Source organism: Streptomyces sp. NPDC001514 (assembly GCF_053597075.1).
Genome location: NZ_JBSFHO010000004.1, coordinates 157,400 through 175,357, shown reverse-complemented (window position 1 = coordinate 175,357; position 17,958 = coordinate 157,400). Strand labels below are relative to the sequence as shown.

The 17,958-nt window shown below is 70.6% G+C and carries 13 protein-coding genes and 1 tRNA gene; 12 read left to right on the top strand and 2 right to left on the bottom strand.

Features of this window, described 5'->3' with window-relative positions; translation table 11 throughout:
- Position 1 precedes the first annotated feature (1 nt).
- Positions 2 to 1,351: a polysialyltransferase family glycosyltransferase gene (locus tag ACWCXB_RS06880; protein ID WP_450719771.1), complete on the top strand. Its 1,350-nt coding sequence runs from the start codon at positions 2 to 4 to the stop codon at positions 1,349 to 1,351.
- A 593-nt stretch (positions 1,352 to 1,944) separates the two neighbouring features.
- Complete coding sequence (locus ACWCXB_RS06875; RefSeq protein WP_450719769.1) at positions 1,945 to 3,495, top strand: DUF6777 domain-containing protein; 1,551 nt, start codon at positions 1,945 to 1,947, stop codon at positions 3,493 to 3,495.
- 88 nt (positions 3,496 to 3,583) lie between these two features.
- On the opposite strand, the gene ACWCXB_RS06870 is transcribed toward ACWCXB_RS06875, so the two are convergent.
- Both ACWCXB_RS06870 and ACWCXB_RS06865 read right to left on the bottom strand, forming a co-directional pair.
- Positions 3,584 to 3,850: a hypothetical protein gene (locus ACWCXB_RS06870; protein WP_450719767.1), complete on the bottom strand. Its 267-nt coding sequence runs from the start codon at positions 3,848 to 3,850 to the stop codon at positions 3,584 to 3,586.
- Positions 3,851 to 4,634: 784 nt separating this feature from the next.
- Positions 4,635 to 4,707 (bottom strand) — tRNA-Arg (locus tag ACWCXB_RS06865).
- Positions 4,708 to 5,024: 317 nt separating this feature from the next.
- On the opposite strand from ACWCXB_RS06865, the gene ACWCXB_RS06860 reads away from it, so the two are divergent.
- The 10 genes from ACWCXB_RS06860 to ACWCXB_RS06815 all read left to right on the top strand — a co-directional run bounded on the left by ACWCXB_RS06860 (position 5,025) and on the right by ACWCXB_RS06815 (position 17,942).
- A complete protein-coding gene (locus tag ACWCXB_RS06860; protein WP_450720092.1) occupies positions 5,025 to 6,626 on the top strand; it encodes a dynamin family protein in 1,602 nt (533 codons plus the stop codon).
- A gap of 273 nt (positions 6,627 to 6,899) precedes the next feature.
- The gene (locus ACWCXB_RS06855; protein ID WP_450720090.1) at positions 6,900 to 8,627 is read left to right on the top strand and encodes a GTPase; all 1,728 of its coding nucleotides are present in this window, start codon (positions 6,900 to 6,902) and stop codon (positions 8,625 to 8,627) included.
- A 234-nt stretch (positions 8,628 to 8,861) separates the two neighbouring features.
- A complete protein-coding gene (locus ACWCXB_RS06850) occupies positions 8,862 to 9,416 on the top strand; it encodes a single-stranded DNA-binding protein (protein ID WP_450719765.1) in 555 nt (184 codons plus the stop codon).
- A gap of 212 nt (positions 9,417 to 9,628) precedes the next feature.
- The gene (locus ACWCXB_RS06845) at positions 9,629 to 11,065 is read left to right on the top strand and encodes an LAETG motif-containing sortase-dependent surface protein (protein ID WP_450719763.1); all 1,437 of its coding nucleotides are present in this window, start codon (positions 9,629 to 9,631) and stop codon (positions 11,063 to 11,065) included.
- A gap of 150 nt (positions 11,066 to 11,215) precedes the next feature.
- Complete coding sequence (locus tag ACWCXB_RS06840) at positions 11,216 to 11,377, top strand: hypothetical protein (RefSeq protein WP_450719761.1); 162 nt, start codon at positions 11,216 to 11,218, stop codon at positions 11,375 to 11,377.
- Positions 11,378 to 11,632: 255 nt separating this feature from the next.
- Positions 11,633 to 13,297 carry an energy-dependent translational throttle protein EttA gene (gene ettA / locus ACWCXB_RS06835; protein ID WP_450719759.1) on the top strand — a complete coding sequence of 555 codons (1,665 nt, stop codon included), beginning with the start codon at positions 11,633 to 11,635 and terminating at the stop codon, positions 13,295 to 13,297.
- An 8-nt stretch (positions 13,298 to 13,305) separates the two neighbouring features.
- Positions 13,306 to 13,737: an acyl-CoA thioesterase gene (locus ACWCXB_RS06830; RefSeq protein ID WP_450719757.1), complete on the top strand. Its 432-nt coding sequence runs from the start codon at positions 13,306 to 13,308 to the stop codon at positions 13,735 to 13,737.
- On the top strand, positions 13,734 to 14,411 hold the full coding sequence (locus tag ACWCXB_RS06825) for a hypothetical protein (protein ID WP_450719755.1): 678 nt from the start codon (positions 13,734 to 13,736) through the stop codon (positions 14,409 to 14,411). The genes ACWCXB_RS06830 and ACWCXB_RS06825 overlap by 4 nt, the downstream gene beginning before the upstream one ends.
- Before the next feature lie 189 nt (positions 14,412 to 14,600).
- On the top strand, positions 14,601 to 15,365 hold the full coding sequence (locus tag ACWCXB_RS06820) for an IclR family transcriptional regulator (RefSeq protein WP_450719753.1): 765 nt from the start codon (positions 14,601 to 14,603) through the stop codon (positions 15,363 to 15,365).
- Between the two features lie 180 nt (positions 15,366 to 15,545).
- Positions 15,546 to 17,942 carry a GcvT family protein gene (locus ACWCXB_RS06815; protein ID WP_450719751.1) on the top strand — a complete coding sequence of 799 codons (2,397 nt, stop codon included), beginning with the start codon at positions 15,546 to 15,548 and terminating at the stop codon, positions 17,940 to 17,942.
- The last annotated feature ends 16 nt before the right edge of the window (positions 17,943 to 17,958 follow it).

Below are 17,958 nucleotides of genomic sequence, written 5' to 3'. Positions count from 1 at the left end.
CATGGACACGCACCGGATGGACACGCACCGGCGCACGCAGATCTTCGAGGTGTCGACGCTCTACGGAGCGGCCACCCTGGCGGCGGCACTCGACACCGGGCAGTTCGGCCCGCGCGAGGAGGTCCGCCGGCTCCTGCTGGTCTCGAACAACGCCGAGGTACCGGAAACGGCACTGCGGCTCGACGCGATGACCGGCTACGACCGTATAGCCGCCCGGTTCGACGAAGTGATCGACTGGAACGAGGCCATCCGGCCCCAACACCCGGGCTCCTGGGGGCCCCGCACCGACGAGGCACCGCTGTGGCAGCGGGCCTTCCGGACGACATGGGGACTGGGCAGCGGCCCTGTCGAGCTGATCGTCGAGTCGATCCAGGTCAACCCGGCCCGTGCGCTCGCCGCCATCTTCGCCGAGAGCCCCGTCCAGGTGTACGCCGACGGTCTCATGAGCTACGGCCCGACACGCGACGAGCTGCCGCAGCAGATCGCGTGCCGCATCCAGCGGCTCCTCCACCTCGACCTCGTCCCGGGCCTGCGTCCGCTGCTCCTGTCCGAGTTCGGCGTCGAGCCGGAGCTCGTACCGGACGACGCCTTCCGCAAGGTGCTGGCGGAGATCGCCGAGTCCGCCGCAGAGGACCGGCAGCTGACGCAGGCGGTCGAGGCCGCTCCCACCGCCCTGCTGCTCGGCCAGTACATGGCCGCGCTGGGCATCATCACGGGCGAGGAGGAAGAGGACCTTCACGTCCGCATGCTGCGCGGGGCCGCGGCGGCCGGGCACCGGTCGGTGATCTTCAAGCCGCACCCGACCGCGCCCGCCCGTTACTCCCTCGCCCTCAACGAGGCGGCCGCGGAGACCGGCGTGAAGCTGACCGTCCTGGACGGCCCGCTGCTCGCCGAGACCTTCTACGAGCGCTGCCGTCCGCAGCTCGTCGTCGGCTGCTTCTCCACCGCGATGCTCACCGCCGCCGTGTACTACGACATCCCGGTCGCGCGGGTGGGCACCGAGACGGTCCTGGAGCGGCTCACGCCGTACGAGAACAGCAACCGGATGCCGCTGGTCATCGTGGACCACGTGGTGCCGGACCTGGAGCTGGGGGTTGCCCCCGCCGTTCCCGGGGCGGCGCCCGACACTCTGGAGCCGCTGGTCCGGGCGGTGGGCTACTGCATGCAGCCGAATCTCCACCGCGGCCTGCGGGGCGAGGTCGTCGGCCTCCTGGACGAGGGCCGCGGCGACGAGAACACAGGTCGCTACTTCCCGCGCGCCCGGCTGACCGACCTCGAGCTGCCGGGCGGCGCCGCTCCGAGCCCTGCATCCCGCCTCCGCCGGACCCTGGTACGGGGCAAGCGGGGCTGACCTTCTCCGACCCGTACGACGACTACGAGTACGAGTACGAGTACGACTACGACGACGCGGCCTCGGCCGGCTTCAGGGCCTGCCGGGGCCGCGTCGTCGTGATTCCACCCTCGTCTGTCAAGCCCCGAAAAGTAGCGGCGTGACGCGATCCGAGGGCCGGGGCCTACTGGAGACGCGGGCTCACGTAGAGCAGGTGGCCCTTTTTCTCACCGGAGGAGACTGACCATGATTCACGTGGAGCCCATAATGGATGTAGAGAGGGCGGACGCGAATAAACATCATCTTCCGGATCCCCTACGTTCGGGGAGAGCGTCGTGAGCTCCATACCTCCTTCATCCGAACGCCCCACCGGTCCTCCGTCGGGCCCGCTGTCCGGCCGGCCGACGGATCCGCAACTGCCGGGGCCGCCGCCTCCACCGCCACCGTCGGTGCCGCCGCCCCCACCAGGACCTCCCGGTCCGCCGGCCGACTTCGGCGGACCGGGTGAGCCGGGCGAGCCGGGCGAGCCGGGAAAGCGGGGCCGCCGCCGCAGAGGAGGACGGTCCTGGTGGCGGTCGCGCGGCACCCTGGCGAGTGCCGGCACTGCGATTGTTGTGGCGCTGGCGGTGATCCTCGCCTACACCTTCGTGGGCGGGAGCAAGGCCGAAGGAGTCGTCGTCCTCCAGAGCACCTTGTCGGCCGGCTCCGATCCGTTCACCCCGTCGACGGCCACGAACGCGGAGACCGCCGCAGCCCATTCCACAAGGCCCGGCACGTCCAAGGCCGGCGCGAACGGCACGGGCACCCTCGAGGTCGACGGTTCGCACCCGGGGCTGTACGGCGGCACGCCGAACGTCGCGAGCTGCGACGTCGAGAAGCAGATCACGTTTCTCATGCAGAACAGCGAGAAAGGAACGGCATTCGCCGCCGTCCTGGGGATCCAGCAGTCCGAAATCCCCGCCTATCTGCGGTCATTGCTGCCCGCTCGGCTGAGCTGGGACACCCAGGTCACCAACCACGGGTACAAGGACAACGTGCCCACCAGCTACCAGGCGATCCTGCAGGCCGGCACCCCCGTCCTGATCGACGCCCGCGGCGTACCGCGCGTCCGCTGCGCCTGCGGCAACCCCCTGACTCCGCCCGCCGAGATCAAGGGCGAGCAGAAGATCACCGGTCAGAAGTGGTCCTCCTTCAAGTCCTCCAACATCGTTGAGGTCAAGCCCGCCGAGAAGCCGATGAAGACCGTCGCGATGTTCGACCACGACCGAAAGGTGTGGTTCGAGCGCTCGAGCGGAGACGTGCAGGGCAGGCAGGACCACGAGGTTCCGCCCCCGAAGGGCCAAATCCCCGGATCGTCGTACCCGACTCTGCCCTCGCCCGAGGAGGGAGCAGAGGAGGAGGAGACGGGCAAGGACGAGAAGAGGGACGAGAAGAGGTACGAGGACGAGGAGGACCCGGAGGAGGAGAAGGGCAAGGACGAGAAGAGGTACGAGAACAGGTACGAGGACAAGGAGGAGAAGAAGGAGGAGAAGAAGGAGGAGAAGAAGGACGAGAAGAAGGACGAGAAGAAGAAGAACGAGAAGAAGAACGAGAAGAAGAACGAGAAGAAGAAGGACGAGAAGAAGAAGGACGAGAAGAAGAAGGACGAGAAGAGGTACGAGAACAGGTACGAGGACAAGGAGGAGAAGAAGGAGGAGAAGAAGAAGGACGAGAAGGTGACGGAGGAGAAGAGGAAGGAGGAGAAGAAGGAGGAGAAGAAGGACGAGAAGAAGGACGAGAAGGTGACAGAGGAGAAGAGGAAGGAGGAGAAGAAGGATGAGAAGGTGACGGAGGAGAAGAAGGAGGAGAAGAAGGAGGAGAAGAAGAACGAGAAGGTCCCGGACCAGCCGGTGGCTCCGGACAAGCCGCAGGCCCCGCAGCCGAAGACCCCGGACCAGCCGGTGGCTCCGGACCAGCCGGTGGCTCCGGACAAGCCGGTGGCTCCGGACAAGCCGCAGGCCCCGCAACCGCAGGCCCCAGATCAGAAGCAGGCCCCCGATCAGAAGCAAGCCCCAGATCAGAAGCAGGCCCCCGACCAGAAGCAGGCCCCCGACCAGAAGCAGGCCCCCGACCAGAAGCAGGCCCCAGATCAGAATCAGGCCCCCGGCCAGGCGCCGCAGGGCTAGCGTGCCTGCACGACGTCTACGCCTCGCCCGCTAGGGTCCCCCAAGGCGCTGGGCGCCACCGTCCGTGCACCGGGGTGAGGGCAGTGTGTCACGCGGGGGTCAGTGTCACTTCGACTTGGCCGACCTTGGCCGTCCATCGCTCTCCCCGTTCCAAGGCCGCGCGACCATCGCTGAGCATCTGGGCGCGGATGGTTCGCACCGATTCACCCAGGGCCGCAGCCTCCACCGGGGTCATGGCGCGTTCCTGAATCCGCTGCACCGACTGATCGAGAGCCGCTACAGCGCCCTCGATGTCGTCGAATTCCTCACCCGCCGAGGTGATTGGTGAGACGCCCCAGGCCATCCATAGAGCCATGGTCGAAGCGTAGGAGCAGGCCGGGGAGTACGCACTGTGTGCAACAGGAGCCGCCGGTCGGATTCACCGCGGCCGTCGTAGCGGGCGCGCCGACCGGAGACGCTCCACCCGAGGTGGCCACGATGGCGATGGACGTCGCGGAGGTCCGACAGCCTGAGGAAGACGCCGAAAATCAGTGGCGCGAGCTGTTTTTCCACACGGCTCAGCTTCACCCATCGCTGACGAGAATTCTTCGGGAGCACATCAAAAGGAGGGCTGAAGCGGGGCGATCTCCTTTTTCAGGGCGAGAAGGGCGAAATGTTGGCGGGCTCGGTCATCCGCCGAGCTTGGCGCAGCACCCGAGAGAAGGTACTCGCCCCGGAGGAATTCGCGTCGTCGCTCGGTAAGCGGGTGAACGACCTGCGGCACGCCTGCCTGACGAACTGGCTCAACGCCGGCACCCGGCCGCGCAGGTCGCCGGATGGGCGGGCAGCAGTGTCCCCGTTCTGCTGGCCATCTACGCCTGGTGCATCTCCGGGCACCTCAGGGACCTCAAGCAGCGCATCATGGCCCGTGAGGGCCTCCCCGAGGTGCCCGGCCCGCTGACGGAGCCCGAAAGCGCCACCGCGTATCCACCGTGGCCACCCGCAGAAACCCGGTGACAGCCGGACAACGCCGGAGCCTTCCCAAGATCCATAAGGGAGGGTCCGGCGCTTACGCGTCCTCTACGCCTCGCCCGCTAGGGTCCCCCTGACCAGCAAAAAGGCCCTCCTCGTCGGAGGGCCGATCGGTCGCGCGACGTGTGCGCCCCCGGCAGGACTCGAACCTGCGGCCAAGCGCTTAGAAGGCGCCTGCTCTATCCACTGAGCTACGGGGGCCGGATGTGGCCTCGGTGGCCTGGAGCCCCTGGTGGGTCGTCCGTTGACCTTGCCGGGACAAGGATAGGGCTCCGATCGCCTTGACCCGGATGCTTCACCTGCGTGGCACGATGTGGAGGTTCGGTGAAGCGAACCGATAATCGCAGGCAGGTGCGATTCTCGCAGCGCTTTTTTCGTCTCACGCCTCGGGTGTTGTGCACTCGTTATGCCTGTGCCCCGCTCGTCCCGTCTGTCCCGTCTGCCTGATCGGCGCGCGCAGGGGTGCCAATACGCTTCAAAAAGCCGCCAAAATTGGGCATTCTTCGCATGTGGTGACCATGGAAGTACGGCCTCAGCTGATCGACGCACTCTCCGCCCTGCGCGACCGTGTCGCTGCGGTGCGTCTTCCACTCCCCCTTCCAGGTGCTCCGCGGGCGCGGCGGACCAGGGACGAGCTGCTCGCGCAGCTCGACGACTATCTGGTGCCCCGGCTGAAAGACCCCGAAGCCCCGCTGCTCGCGGTGGTCGGCGGGTCCACGGGGGCCGGGAAGTCGACGCTGGTCAACTCCCTTGTGGGGCGGCGGGTGAGTGAGGCCGGGGTGTTGCGGCCAACGACGCGGACGCCCGTGCTCGTATGCCACCCGGAGGATCACCACTGGTTCGCGGGCATGCGCGTGCTGCCCAACCTCACGCGCGTGTGGCTGCCGCAGCAGGAGGAGATCGAGGCCGCGGGCGGTGAGCGCGGGCCGGTGGAGGACAACGCGCTGCGGGTCGAGACCGCCGGGTCGCTGCCCCGCGGGCTCGCCCTGCTCGACGCGCCCGACATCGACTCGCTCGTCGTCGGGAACCGCATGCTGGCCGCCGAGTTGCTCTGCGCCGCCGACATCTGGGTCATGGTCACCACCGCATCCCGGTACGCGGACGCCGTCCCCTGGCACCTGCTCCGTACGGCGAAGGAGTACGACGCCACGCTCATCACCGTCCTCGACCGGGTGCCGCACCAGGTGATCGCGGAGGTGTCCCGGCAGTACGCGGCCCTCCTCACGAAGGCCGGCCTCGGGGACGTACCGCGGTTCACGATCCCGGAGCTGCCCGAGTCCGCGGGCGGCGGCCGGGGGCTGCTCCCGGACTCCGCCATCGCCGCGCTGAGGGACTGGCTGGCACACCGGGCCATGGACCCCGCCGCGCGGCAGCAGACCGTCGTACGGACCGCCGCCGGCGTCATCGACTCGCTCAACGCCCGCATGCCGGAGCTCGCGGGAGCGGTCGCCGCGCAGTATGCCGCCGCCGTACGCCTCTCCGGCGCGGTCGAGGAGGCGTACGCGCTGGAGGCCGAGCGCGTACGCAAACAGCTCGGCCGCGGCGCTGTGCTCGCCGGGGACGCCCGCACCCGCTGGCGCGGCTACCCGCGTGACAGTTCCGCCGCCGAGCTCCTCGACGCCCTCGCCGAGAGCCTCATCGCGCTGCTCCAGTGCGCCGTGGCCGCCGCCGACGAGCGGCTCCAGGAGGCGTGGCGGCGCGAGCCTGCCTCGGGAGCGGTCGGCGGCGGGTACGCGGCGGCCGACAGGGAGGCCGCCGAGCGCATCGGGATGGCGGTACGCCGCTGGCGGCGGGTCCTGGAGGAGCTCGCGGAGGAGGTGGTGCGGGGCATGGAACGTTCCGTCGCACCCGACTCCGAGACCGTCGCCGCACTGCTCGCCGCCTCCCTGCTGGGTGGCCGCCGCGCCCGCGCCGCGGGGGAGCTGCTCGCCGAACGCATCGGTGCCCAGGGCGCGCTGCGGCTGCGCGACAAAGGCGGCGAGCTCGTGACGGCGTACGTCGAACGCGTACTGCACGAGGAGCGCGACCGGCGGCTCGCCCCGCTCGACGCCCTCGATGTGTCCCCGGAGCCGCAGGCAGAGCTGATCGCCGCGCTGTCCGTACTGCAGAAGGAGAGGTGACCGCCGGTGACCGCTGTCGCTGGGGAGACCGAGGGCCACCCGGAGGCCGGTTCCGAGGCCGCTCAGGCGGAGGGGGCCGTGGAGGGGTCCGCCGACGGCACTGCCGTGGGGCCCGCCGAAGAATCCGTGGACCAGGTGGAGCAGCCCGTGGAGGAGCAGTCCGTGGAGCATTCCGTAGAGCCGCCCGTCGTCGAGCCCGCCCCGAATGCTGACGAGGCGGCCTCGGGCGAAGAGCCCGTCGCGGAGAGGGAGAGGGAGAGGGAGAGGGAGAGAGTGGGGGTGGGCGGAGACGCAGGTGGGTCCGCCGGTCCGGGCGAGGCCCGCTGGGACGACGGCCTCATCGCCCGCCGCGCCGCCGAGCCCTCCGACTTCGACGAGGACACGTCGGCCGAGGAGCCGCACGTCCCCATCGGAGGCCCGTACGCCGCCCCGCTCCGCAACCGTCTCGAGGCCCTGCGCGAGCTCATCGGCCTCTCGTGCACCCGGCTCGACGGCCGGACCCTCGCCGAGGCGGGACGGGTCCTGGACGAGGCGGCCGCTCGGCAGCGGCTGTCGTCGCAGCACACCGTCATCGCCATCGCGGGCGCCACCGGCAGCGGAAAGTCCACGCTGTTCAACGCCCTGGCCGGGGTGCCCATTTCGGAGACCGGGCTGCGCAGGCCCACCACCTCGGCGCCGATCGCCCTCAGCTGGTCCGAGGGCGCCGCCGGGCTGCTCGACCGGCTCGCCATCCCCGGGCGGCTGCGCCGCAGACCGCTGGCGGGCGGATCGGGGGACGACGATCTGCAGGGGCTCGTCCTTGTGGACCTGCCCGACCACGACTCGGCGCTGACCGTGCACCGGGAACAGGTGGACCGGGTGCTGGCGCTGGTCGACGCGGTCGTCTGGGTCGTCGACCCGGAGAAGTACGCCGACGCCGCCCTGCACGAGCGCTATCTGCGGCCGCTCGCCGGGCACGCCGAGGTCACCTTCGTCGTCCTCAACCAGATCGACCGGCTGCCCGGCGAAGCCGCCGACCAGGTCCTCGACGATCTGCGCCGGCTCCTGGACGAGGACGGAATCGCCCTCGGTGAACACGGCGAGCCCGGCGCCACGGTCCTCGCCCTCTCGGCCCTCACCGGCGAGGGCGTCGGCGATCTGCGCGAGCTGCTCGGCCGCTTCGTACAGGAGCGCACCGCCGCAGCCCGGCGCATTTCCGCCGACGTCGACGCGGCCGCGGCACGGCTGCGTCCGGTGTACGTCGCCGACGGACGGCCCGGACTCGGCGAGCGGGCCCGCGAGGACTTCAACGCACGGCTGGCGGGCGCGGTCGGTGCCACCGCGGTCGGTGAGGAGGCCGAACGCCAGTGGCTCAGGAACGCCGGGCGTGCTTGCGGCACGCCATGGCTGCGGCTGTGGCGCTGGTACGAGCGCGTCCGTACGCCGGGCGGGGGGCTGCCGCAGCCACCGGAGCCGGTGGAGGAGGAGTTGACGGCACGGCAGCGGGTCGAGCAGGCCGTGCGCATCGTCGCGGACGGCGCGGCACACGGGCTGCCCGCGCCCTGGGCGCAGGCCGTGCGCGAAGCGGCGGTGCGCGGGGCGGAGGGGCTGCCCGAGGCGCTGGACGAGCTCGCGGCCACGCTGGGCACACCGAAGGCCCGGCCGCCGCGGCCGGCATGGTGGCCGGTCGCGGTTCTTGCGCAGGCCGCCATGACACTGCTGCAGATCTACGGCGGGCTGTGGCTGACGGGGCAGATCATCGGGGTCCTGGAGCCGATGCTGGTGCCCCCGGTGCTGCTGATGCTCGGCGGGATCATCGGCGGGCCGCTCGTGGAGTGGGCGTGCGCGGCTGCCGCGAAGGGGCCGGCACGGCGGTACGGGCAGGACGCGGAACGGCGGCTCAAGGAGGCCGCTGCGGGCTGCGGGCGGGCGAGGGTCCTCGATCCGATCGCAGCGGAGCTGATGCGGTACCGGGAGGTGCGCGAGCAGTACGTGGCGGTGTCCGGACGCTCGCACCGCTGACCCGGCCGGCCCTGGCCCCGGTGACCCCGCCACTCGTACGGGTGGCGGGGTTTTCCCCATGTGCGGCGCCTTCCACAGGCGTCGGCGGGAATCCGCGTGCGGGACCAGCATGGGATCAGTCAGTCGGGACCGGTCAGTCGGGACCAGTCAGTCGGGATCAGTCGGGATCAGCCGGGATCAGCCGGCTGGGATCGGCCCGCTGGAACCAGTCGGTCGAACGGGAGGGGAGCGGTCATGAACGAGGCGATGGTGACGCTGGTCGGCAATGTGGCGACCGGCGTGGAGTACCGGGAATCCGCGAACGGGGGGTATGCGCGGTTCCGGTTCGCGGTGACCTCGCGCCGCTGGGACCGGCAGCGGGAGCTCTGGGCGGACGGGCCCACCAGCTTCTACACGGTGTGGGCGTGGCGCGCACTCGCGCTGAATCTGGCGGCCTCGGTCTCGGTGGGTGAACCACTCGTGGTCCACGGCCGGTTGAGGGTGCGGGAGGAGGAACGGGACGGGGTGCGGCGGACGTCCGTCGACATCGACGCGGTGTCGGTCGGGCACGACATGGCGCGCGGTACGTCCGCGTTCCGGCGGGTGGCGAAGGGGGAGCCGTATCTGACGGACCGTCCGGGCGGTGGGGCGGGCGACAGTCCCGATGACGGGACGGGCGACGGTATGAGCGGCGGAGCGGGTAACCGGACGGGCCCGCCAGGACTGTCCCCCGTCTCCGCCGGTCAGGGCAGTGCTGACGGCCGCGACCGCGTGTCCGCGGCGGGAGCGGCCACCGCATCCGTCCCCTGACCTGCGGTTGTGGAGATTTGTCGATAGTTCGTCAGGGGTGCGGAGGCCGCGATAACGATTCCGATTCGGAATGGTTATCTCATGGCATGACGGGGCATCGGGTCGCGCTGCGTCCCTAGGATTCCCCAGTACTCACGGGGCACTTGAGTCTGCTGGCGAGGCACTCCCCCCACGCATCCCACGCGAAAGCGCCTCGCCCGGAGGGGAATTCTGTGTTTTCTGCGTTCTCTGTACGTGGGCGGGGAGCCGCCCGTACGGCCGTGGCGGCCCTGGTGTTCGGGCTGTCCGCGGCGGGCTCGATAGTCAGCGCGGGACCGGCCGTCGCCGACGAGGCCCCCCAGCATGCGGGCGGAGCCTCCGCCACCCTCGACGGCCTGACCACCTTCGACCGCGCCGTGCTGCATGACGGCGGCCGCGACCAGGAGCTGCCCGCCGGCCTCTTCGAGATGACCGTGGACGGCGGCGGCAAGCTCAAGACGTACTGCATCGACATCCACAACCCCACCCAGGAGCAGGCCAAGTACCTGGAGACCCCCTGGGACCAGACCTCGCTCGGCGCCAACAAGAACGCCGGCAAGATCCGCTGGATCCTGCAGCACTCCTACCCCCAGATCGACGACCTCACGGGGCTTGCCGACCGGGCGGGCACCGGTCCGCTCAGCGAGCGGACCGCCGCGGCGGGCACCCAGGTCGCCATCTGGCGGTACTCGGACGCTGCCCAGGTCGAGGCGCTCGACCCGGCCGCCGAGAAGCTCGCCGACTGGCTCGAGAAGGAAGCGCGGAGCGTCGAGGAGCCCCGCGCCTCGCTCAGCCTGGAGCCGAACGCCGTCTCCGGGAAGGCCGGCGGACGGCTCGGGCCGGTCACGGTCCGCACCGACGCCAACAGTGTCACGGTGACCCCGCCCGCCGATGCCGCCGCCAGTGGCATCAAGGTGACGGGCAAGGACGGCAAGCCGGTGACCTCCGCGGTCAACGGCAGCGAGCTGTACTTCGACATACCCTCCGGGACCGCCGACGGCTCCGCCTCGCTGACCGTGCAGGCGACCACCTCCGTGCCGGTCGGTCGGGCGTTCGCCGGGGTGACCAAGAGCCAGACCCAGATCCTCGCCGGGTCCAGCCGGTCGACGGTCTCCGCGACGGCCACCGCCACCTGGGCCAAGACCGGCCCGATCCCTGCGCTGTCGGCGGAGAAGAACTGCGCCAAGGGCGGCATCGACATCACGGCCACCAACAAAGGCGACGAGGCGTTCACCTTCGAGCTGATGGGGTTCAAGCACTCCATCGCCGCAGGCGAGTCCCGCACGGTGACCGTCCCGGTTCCCGAGGACCAGGCGTACGACTTCACGATCACCGGCCCCGGCGGGTTCTCGAAGAACTTCAAGGGCGTGCTCGACTGCAAGACCACCGGAAGTGCGGGCCCCACCCCCAGTCAGCCGTCCTCCCAGCCCAGCCCCGCCTCGGCGGGCGGCACCTCGGGCGGTGACGAGAACCTCGCCGAGACCGGCACGTCGAACGCCACCCCGGTCATCGCGGGCATTGCGATCGCCCTTGTCGTGATCGGCGGCGCCGCCGTCTTCCTCGTCCGCAGGAAGAAGACCCCTGCCCCCGAGGCGGCATCCGCCACGGAGGCGTCCTCCCCGCAGGACTGAGCGACGCACGGTGAGCGCCCGGTGACGGTGCGCTCGCGACGGCCCCGGATCGCCTGCGAGCGCCGGGGCCGTCGGTGTCGAGCCCGGTCATCGTGCGACCGCCACCGGGGATAGCCTTCCCATCCGTTCCCAGGTCCCTGGAGGCTCCCCGTGCACACCACCGTTTTCCTGCTGCGGAGCGCGCTGGGTCTGGGTGGCGGTCTGGTGGGCGCCTGGGAGCTGACCCGCCAGGCTTCAGGGCCGGGCTGGAGGAAGCCGCGGTTCTTCTCCGCGATGGCGGCTTTGCTTCTCGCCGCGCTGCTCGGCGTCTAGGGGGTGTCCGGCGGATCTTGCTGGGCTCCCTGCCTCAAGATCCCTGTCGGGGTTCGGAGGAGGGCCCGGGGCGTCTGCGGGCCGTCTCGGAGCGACCGGGCCCGACCGACGGCGACCGGCGATGACGGTTCGTAGAGGGGCAGGTCCAGGTCGGCGGCGTGAGCCGGGCCACTGACCTACTGGTTCGCTCCCAGGGGTGGCGGTCAGGCAAGATGGGGTGTATCTGCCCACTCACATATTGCCGGACGGTTTCTCTTGGCTGAGTACATCTACACCATGCGCAAGACGCGCAAGGCGCACGGCGACAAGGTGATCCTTGACGACGTCACGCTGAGCTTCCTGCCCGGTGCGAAGATCGGTGTGGTCGGCCCGAACGGCGCCGGTAAGTCCACCGTGCTGAAGATCATGGCTGGTCTGGAGCAGCCGTCCAACGGCGATGCCTTCCTCTCGCCCGGCTACTCGGTCGGCATGCTCCTTCAGGAGCCGCCGCTCGACGAGTCCAAGACCGTCCTGCAGAACGTCCAGGACGGCGCGGCCGAGATCATGGGCAAGCTCCACCGCTTCAACGAGGTCGCCGAGCTCATGGCGACCGACTACTCCGACGCGCTGATGGAGGAGATGGGCAAGCTCCAGGAGGACCTCGACCACGCCAACGCGTGGGACCTGGACACGCAGCTCGAGCAGGCCATGGACGCGCTGGGCTGCCCGCCCGGCGACTGGCCCGTCACCAACCTGTCCGGTGGTGAGCGCCGCCGCGTCGCGCTCTGCAAGCTGCTGCTCGAGGCCCCCGACCTGCTGCTGCTCGACGAGCCCACCAACCACCTCGACGCAGAGTCGGTGCAGTGGCTGGAGCAGCACCTCGCCAAGTACCCCGGCACCGTCGTCGCCGTCACCCACGACCGGTACTTCCTGGACAACGTCGCCCAGTGGATCCTGGAGCTCGACCGGGGCCGCGCCCACCCGTACGAGGGCAACTACTCCACGTACCTGGAGAACAAGGCGTCCCGACTCAAGGTCGAGGGCCAGAAGGACGCCAAGCGGCAGAAGCGGCTCAAGGAAGAGCTGGAGTGGGTCCGCTCCAACGCCAAGGGGCGCCAGGCCAAGTCCAAGGCCCGTCTGGCCCGCTACGAGGAGATGGCGGCCGAGGCCGACAAGATGCGGAAGCTGGACTTCGAGGAGATCCAGATCCCGCCGGGCCCGCGTCTGGGCAGCGTCGTCGTCGAGGTCGAGAACCTGAGCAAGGCCTTCGGCGAGAAGGTCCTCATCGACGACCTCTCCTTCACGCTGCCGCGCAACGGCATCGTCGGCATCATCGGCCCGAACGGCGCAGGCAAGACCACGCTGTTCAAGATGCTCCAGGGTCTGGAGAAGCCCGACGCCGGTCAGATCAAGGTCGGCGAGACCGTCAGGATCTCGTACGTCGACCAGAGCCGCGAGAACATCGACCCCAAGAAGACGCTGTGGGCCGTGGTCTCCGACGAGCTGGACTACATCAACGTCGGCCAGGTCGAGATGCCGTCCCGCGCCTACGTGTCGGCGTTCGGTTTCAAGGGGCCGGACCAGCAGAAGCCGGCCGGGGTCCTCTCCGGCGGTGAGCGCAACCGCCTCAACCTGGCGCTCACCCTCAAGCAGGGCGGCAACCTGCTGCTCCTCGACGAGCCGACCAACGACCTCGACGTCGAGACGCTGTCCTCCCTGGAGAACGCGCTGCTGGAGTTCCCCGGCTGCGCCGTGGTCGTCTCCCACGACCGCTGGTTCCTCGACCGCGTCGCCACGCACATCCTGGCGTACGAGGGCAACTCCAGGTGGTTCTGGTTCGAGGGCAACTTCGAGTCCTACGAGAAGAACAAGGTCGAGCGGCTCGGTGCGGACGCGGCTCGTCCGCACCGCGCCACCTACAAGAAGCTCACCCGGGGCTGAGGCTGTCAGTGGCTCGGCATATTTACCAGTGCCCCCTGCGCTGGTCGGACATGGATGCCTTCGGGCACGTCAACAATGTGGTCTTCCTCCGCTATCTGGAGGAGGCCCGCATCGACTTCATGTTCCGGCTCGCGCCCGGGGACGGTTCACCGTCGTTCTCCGGCGGGTCCGTCGTGGCCCGGCACGAGATCGACTACGTACGGCCGCTGGTCCACCGGCACGAGCCGGTGACCGTCGAGTCGTGGGTGACGAAGATCGGCGCGGCGTCGCTGACGATCGCGTACGAGATCAAGGACCCGGACCAGGTGTACGTCCGGGCCTCGACCGTCGTCGTGCCCTACGACCTGGCGGCGGCGCGCCCGCGCCGTATCAGCGCCGAGGAGAAGTCCTTCCTCCAGGAGTACCTGGACAACGGCGTGGAGGGCGCGCTAGCGGCATGACAGCGCCCGTGCAGACCCTGCGGCTCGCCGACGCGAGGGAGGCGGCGGATCTCGCCGCCTTCCTCGGCCGGCTGATCCACTACGACCGGGCGGCCGCCGTCCGGATCCAGGCCGGCGGCGGCGCGCTCGCCGTGTTCGGCAGGCCGCCGTCGTTCGACGTCCTCGCGATCCGTACGGCCCGGCTCGCCGGGCCCGACGATGCCGTCCGGCTGGATGTGACCGTCTCGGCCGGCGAGCTGCTGGAGTCCGTGCAGGGCGCCGAGCTCGCCGTCCCGGCCGCGGTCACCGGACCGCCCTGGGCGGGGGTGCTGCCCCCGCGCGGCGGCTGGCGGGAGCTGCAGGGACTGCCCGGCGTCACCGAGATGCGGGGCGCGGTCGCGGCAGCGGTCGCCGAATTCCGCGCCCGCGACGAGGCGCTGCCGCACGAGCGGCGCACCCGCGCCGAGCGCGACCGGATCGGCCGCGAGATCTGGTCCCGCACCCTGGGCGACACCGACCTGCCGCTGCGGGCCGTGCACGCCGCCCAGTCGCTGGGCTTCCTGCGCCCGACGCCGGAGGGCGTGCCCGGGGCGGCGCTGCTCGCGGCGGGCAGTTGGCTGCGGCTGCGTACGCCGTTCGGTTCGATCGCCGTACGGACAGCCGGACTCGGCGGGCTGACGGTCACCCCCACCTGACACCCCCCACCTGACACCCCGACCGACCCTCGCCCGAGACTCCACCTGAACCTCGCCCGGGCCCAGCCCGGAACCTCCTGAGGAAACTCGTCCGCATAAGGTCTTCCGGACCGGGCAGATGAGCCGTCAGCGCGATCCGTGCAACGGGAGTGCGCCATGCGCAACATCTGCCTCAGGGGGCCCCTTGCGATGACGGACAAGGCAAGTGCCGTGCAGTCGGTGGACCGTGCCGTGAGCGTCCTGGAGAGCCTGGCCAGGCACGGCGAGGCCGGGGTCACCGAGATCGCCGACGAGCTGGGCGTCCACCGCTCGACCGCGTTCCGCCTGCTCGGCGTGCTGGAGAACCGCGGCCTCGTCGCCCAGTCCAGGGACCGCGGCAAGTACTACCTCGGCGCAGGGGTGCTGCGGCTCGCCGGGGCCGCCGCAGTCCGGCTCGACATCTCCCAGGAGGGCGTGCCGCTCTGCCGCGAACTTGCCGACGAGATCGGCGAGACCGTGAACATCGCCGTGCTCGACGGCTCGGCCGCCGTCAACATCGCCCAGGCCCGCGGCCACGCCTCGGTCACCACGTACAACTGGCTCGGCCGCCGCACCCCGCTGCACGCCACCTCCAGCGGAAAGGTGCTGCTCGCGCACGGCCCGGCCGCGGTCAGGGACGAGGTACTCGCGGGCCGCCTCGAGCGCTTCACGGAACGCACGGTCACCTCACCGCAGGCGCTGAAGGAGCAGCTGGCCGCCACCGCCGAGCATGGATTCGCCACCGCGGTGGAGGAGCTGGAGATCGGGCTGAACGCCGTCGCCGCACCCGTGCGCGGCCACGACGGAGCCGTGCTCGGTGCGCTCAGTACCTCCGGGCCCGCGTACCGCCTGGGTGAGCAGCGGCTGCCGGGGCTGGCAGACCGTACCGTCGCAGCGGCGCGTGAGCTGTCGCGCCGTCTCGGCCACAGCAGCTGAACCCGGCACCGGGCCTGTCGCGGATCGCCCCCCGCCCGGTCTCCGACGATCCCCGTCGGCCATTTACAAAGGGTTAACCCACGACTCTTGACGGTCACCGCGCCGCGTTCCCACTATGGCTCCCATCGTCTCCCATCGCGCAATCCGTCGTGCACTACGCAACAACGGAGGGGTGTGATCGTGCCCAGAACGCGAGTGGTCGTCATCGGTGCCGGGATCGTCGGCTGTGGGCTCGCGGACGAGCTCACCGCACGCGGCCGGTACCACGTCACGGTCCTGGAGAAAGGCGCGCTGCCCACGCCGGGCGGCTCCACATCCCACGCCCCCGGACTGGTCTTCCGCACGAATCCGTCCCGGACGATGAGCGCGTTCGCGGGCCGCACCATCGAGAAGTTCACCGAGCTCGGAGCCTTCGACCCGGTCGGCGGCCTCGAGGTCGCCACCACCCCGGCCCGGCTGGCCGACCTGCATCGCAAGGCGGGCCTCGCCGCCTCCTGGGGAGTGCGAGGCGAGATCATCGGGCCCCGGCGCTGCGGCGAGCTGTGGCCTCTGCTCGACACCGACCGGATCCTCGGCGGCTTCCACACCCCCGACGACGGGCTGGCCCGCGCCGTGGACGCGGCCGACGCCATGGTGCGGCGGGCGGCGGCCCGCGGGGCCCGCATCCTCGACCGCCACACCGTCACCGGCATCACCCAGGACAACCACCAGGTCACCGGCGTCGTCACCGACCGGGGCAGCTTCCCCGCCGACATCGTGATCTCGGCGGCCGGGTTCTGGGGGCCGGTGATCGGGGCGATGGCCGGGGTGACCGTACCGCTGCTGCCGCTCGCCCATCAGTACGCCACCACGGTGCCCCTGCCCCAACTGGCGGGCGCCACGAACGAGTTGCCCATCCTGCGTCACCAGGACCGCGACCTGTACTTCCGCACGCACGGTGACCGCATCGGCATCGGCTCGTACGCACACCGACCCATGCCCGTGGACCCGTTCACCACCGATGGCTCGGAACTCCCCTTCACCGACGAGGACTTCGCTCCCAGCTGGGACGACGCCGCCGCGCTGCTGCCCGCCCTGCGCGAGGGGGCAGGGACAGGGGACGGGGCCGGGGCCGTCGACCACGCCTTCAACGGGATCTTCTCCTTCACCCCCGACGGCATGCCGCTGCTCGGCGAGTCCCGCGAGCTGCGCGGATTCTGGCTCGCCGAAGCCGTCTGGGTCACCCACTCCGCCGGAGTCGCCGAAGCCGTCGCCGGTTGGCTCACCGACGGCTGCCCGCCCCTCGACCTGCACGAATGCGACCTCGCCCGCTTCGAGACCGCCCAGCTCACACCCCCGTACATCGCCGGGCGCAGCGCGCAGAGCTTCATCGAGGTGTACGACATCGTCCACCCCCTCCAACCCCCCGAGCAGCCGCGACCGCTGCGCACCAGCCCCTTCCACCCGCGCCAGCGTGAACTCGGCGCGTACTTCCTGGAGGGCGGCGGCTGGGAGCGGCCGCACTGGTACGAGGCCAACGCCCCGCTCGCCGCCGGACTCACCCTCCCCGCCCGCGACCCGTGGTCCGCCCGCCACTGGTCGCCCACCGCCGCCGCCGAGGCACTGGCCACGCGCGAGCGGGTCGCGCTGTACGACATGACACCGCTACGGCGCCTCGAGGTCACCGGACCCGGCTCGCTCGGCCTCCTCCAGCGCATGACGACGAACCAGCTGGCCCGCAGGCCCGGCGCCGTGACGTACACCCTGCTCCTCGACGAGGGCGGCGGGATACGTTCCGACCTGACCGTCGCCCGGCTCGGCCCCGACCGCTTCCAGATCGGCGCCAACTCCCCGGCCGACCTCGACCGGCTGGCGCACCACGCCCCCGACGGCGTCCATGTCCGCGACATCACCGCCGGCACCTGCTGCATCGGAGTCTGGGGCCCGCTCGCCCGCGAGCTCGTCCAGCCGCTCACCGACGACGACTTCTCGCACACCGGCTTCGGCTACTTCCGCGCCAAGGAGACATACATCGGCCATGTGCCGGTGACGGCGCTGCGCGTCAGTTATGTCGGTGAGCTGGGCTGGGAGCTGTACACCAGCGCCGACCTGGGGCTCCGCCTCTGGGACACGCTCTGGGACGCGGGCCGGGACCTCGGCGTGATCGCCGCGGGGCGCAGCGCCTTCAACTCCCTCCGCCTGGAGAAGGGTTACCGGGCCTGGGGCCAGGACATGACCGCCGAGGACACCCCGTACGAGGCCGGACTCGGCTTCGCCGTCCGTCCGGACAAGGGGGACTTCATCGGACGCGACGCCCTTGAAACACAGCGGATCCGCCGCCGCCTCACCTGTCTCACCCTCGACGATCCCGCCGCCGTCGTCCTCGGCAAGGAGCCGGTGTACGTCGACGGCGAGGCCCGCGGTCACATCACCAGCGCCGGTTACGGCTGCACCATCGGCCGCTGCGTCGCGTACGCCTGGCTCCCGCCGCTGCCGACCGGCACCTCCGTCCACATCGAGTACTTCGGTGAGAAGATCGCCGCGACCACGGCCGAGGAGCCCCTGGTCGACCCGCAGATGGACCGTATCCGCAGGTAGAGGAGTACTCCGTGGC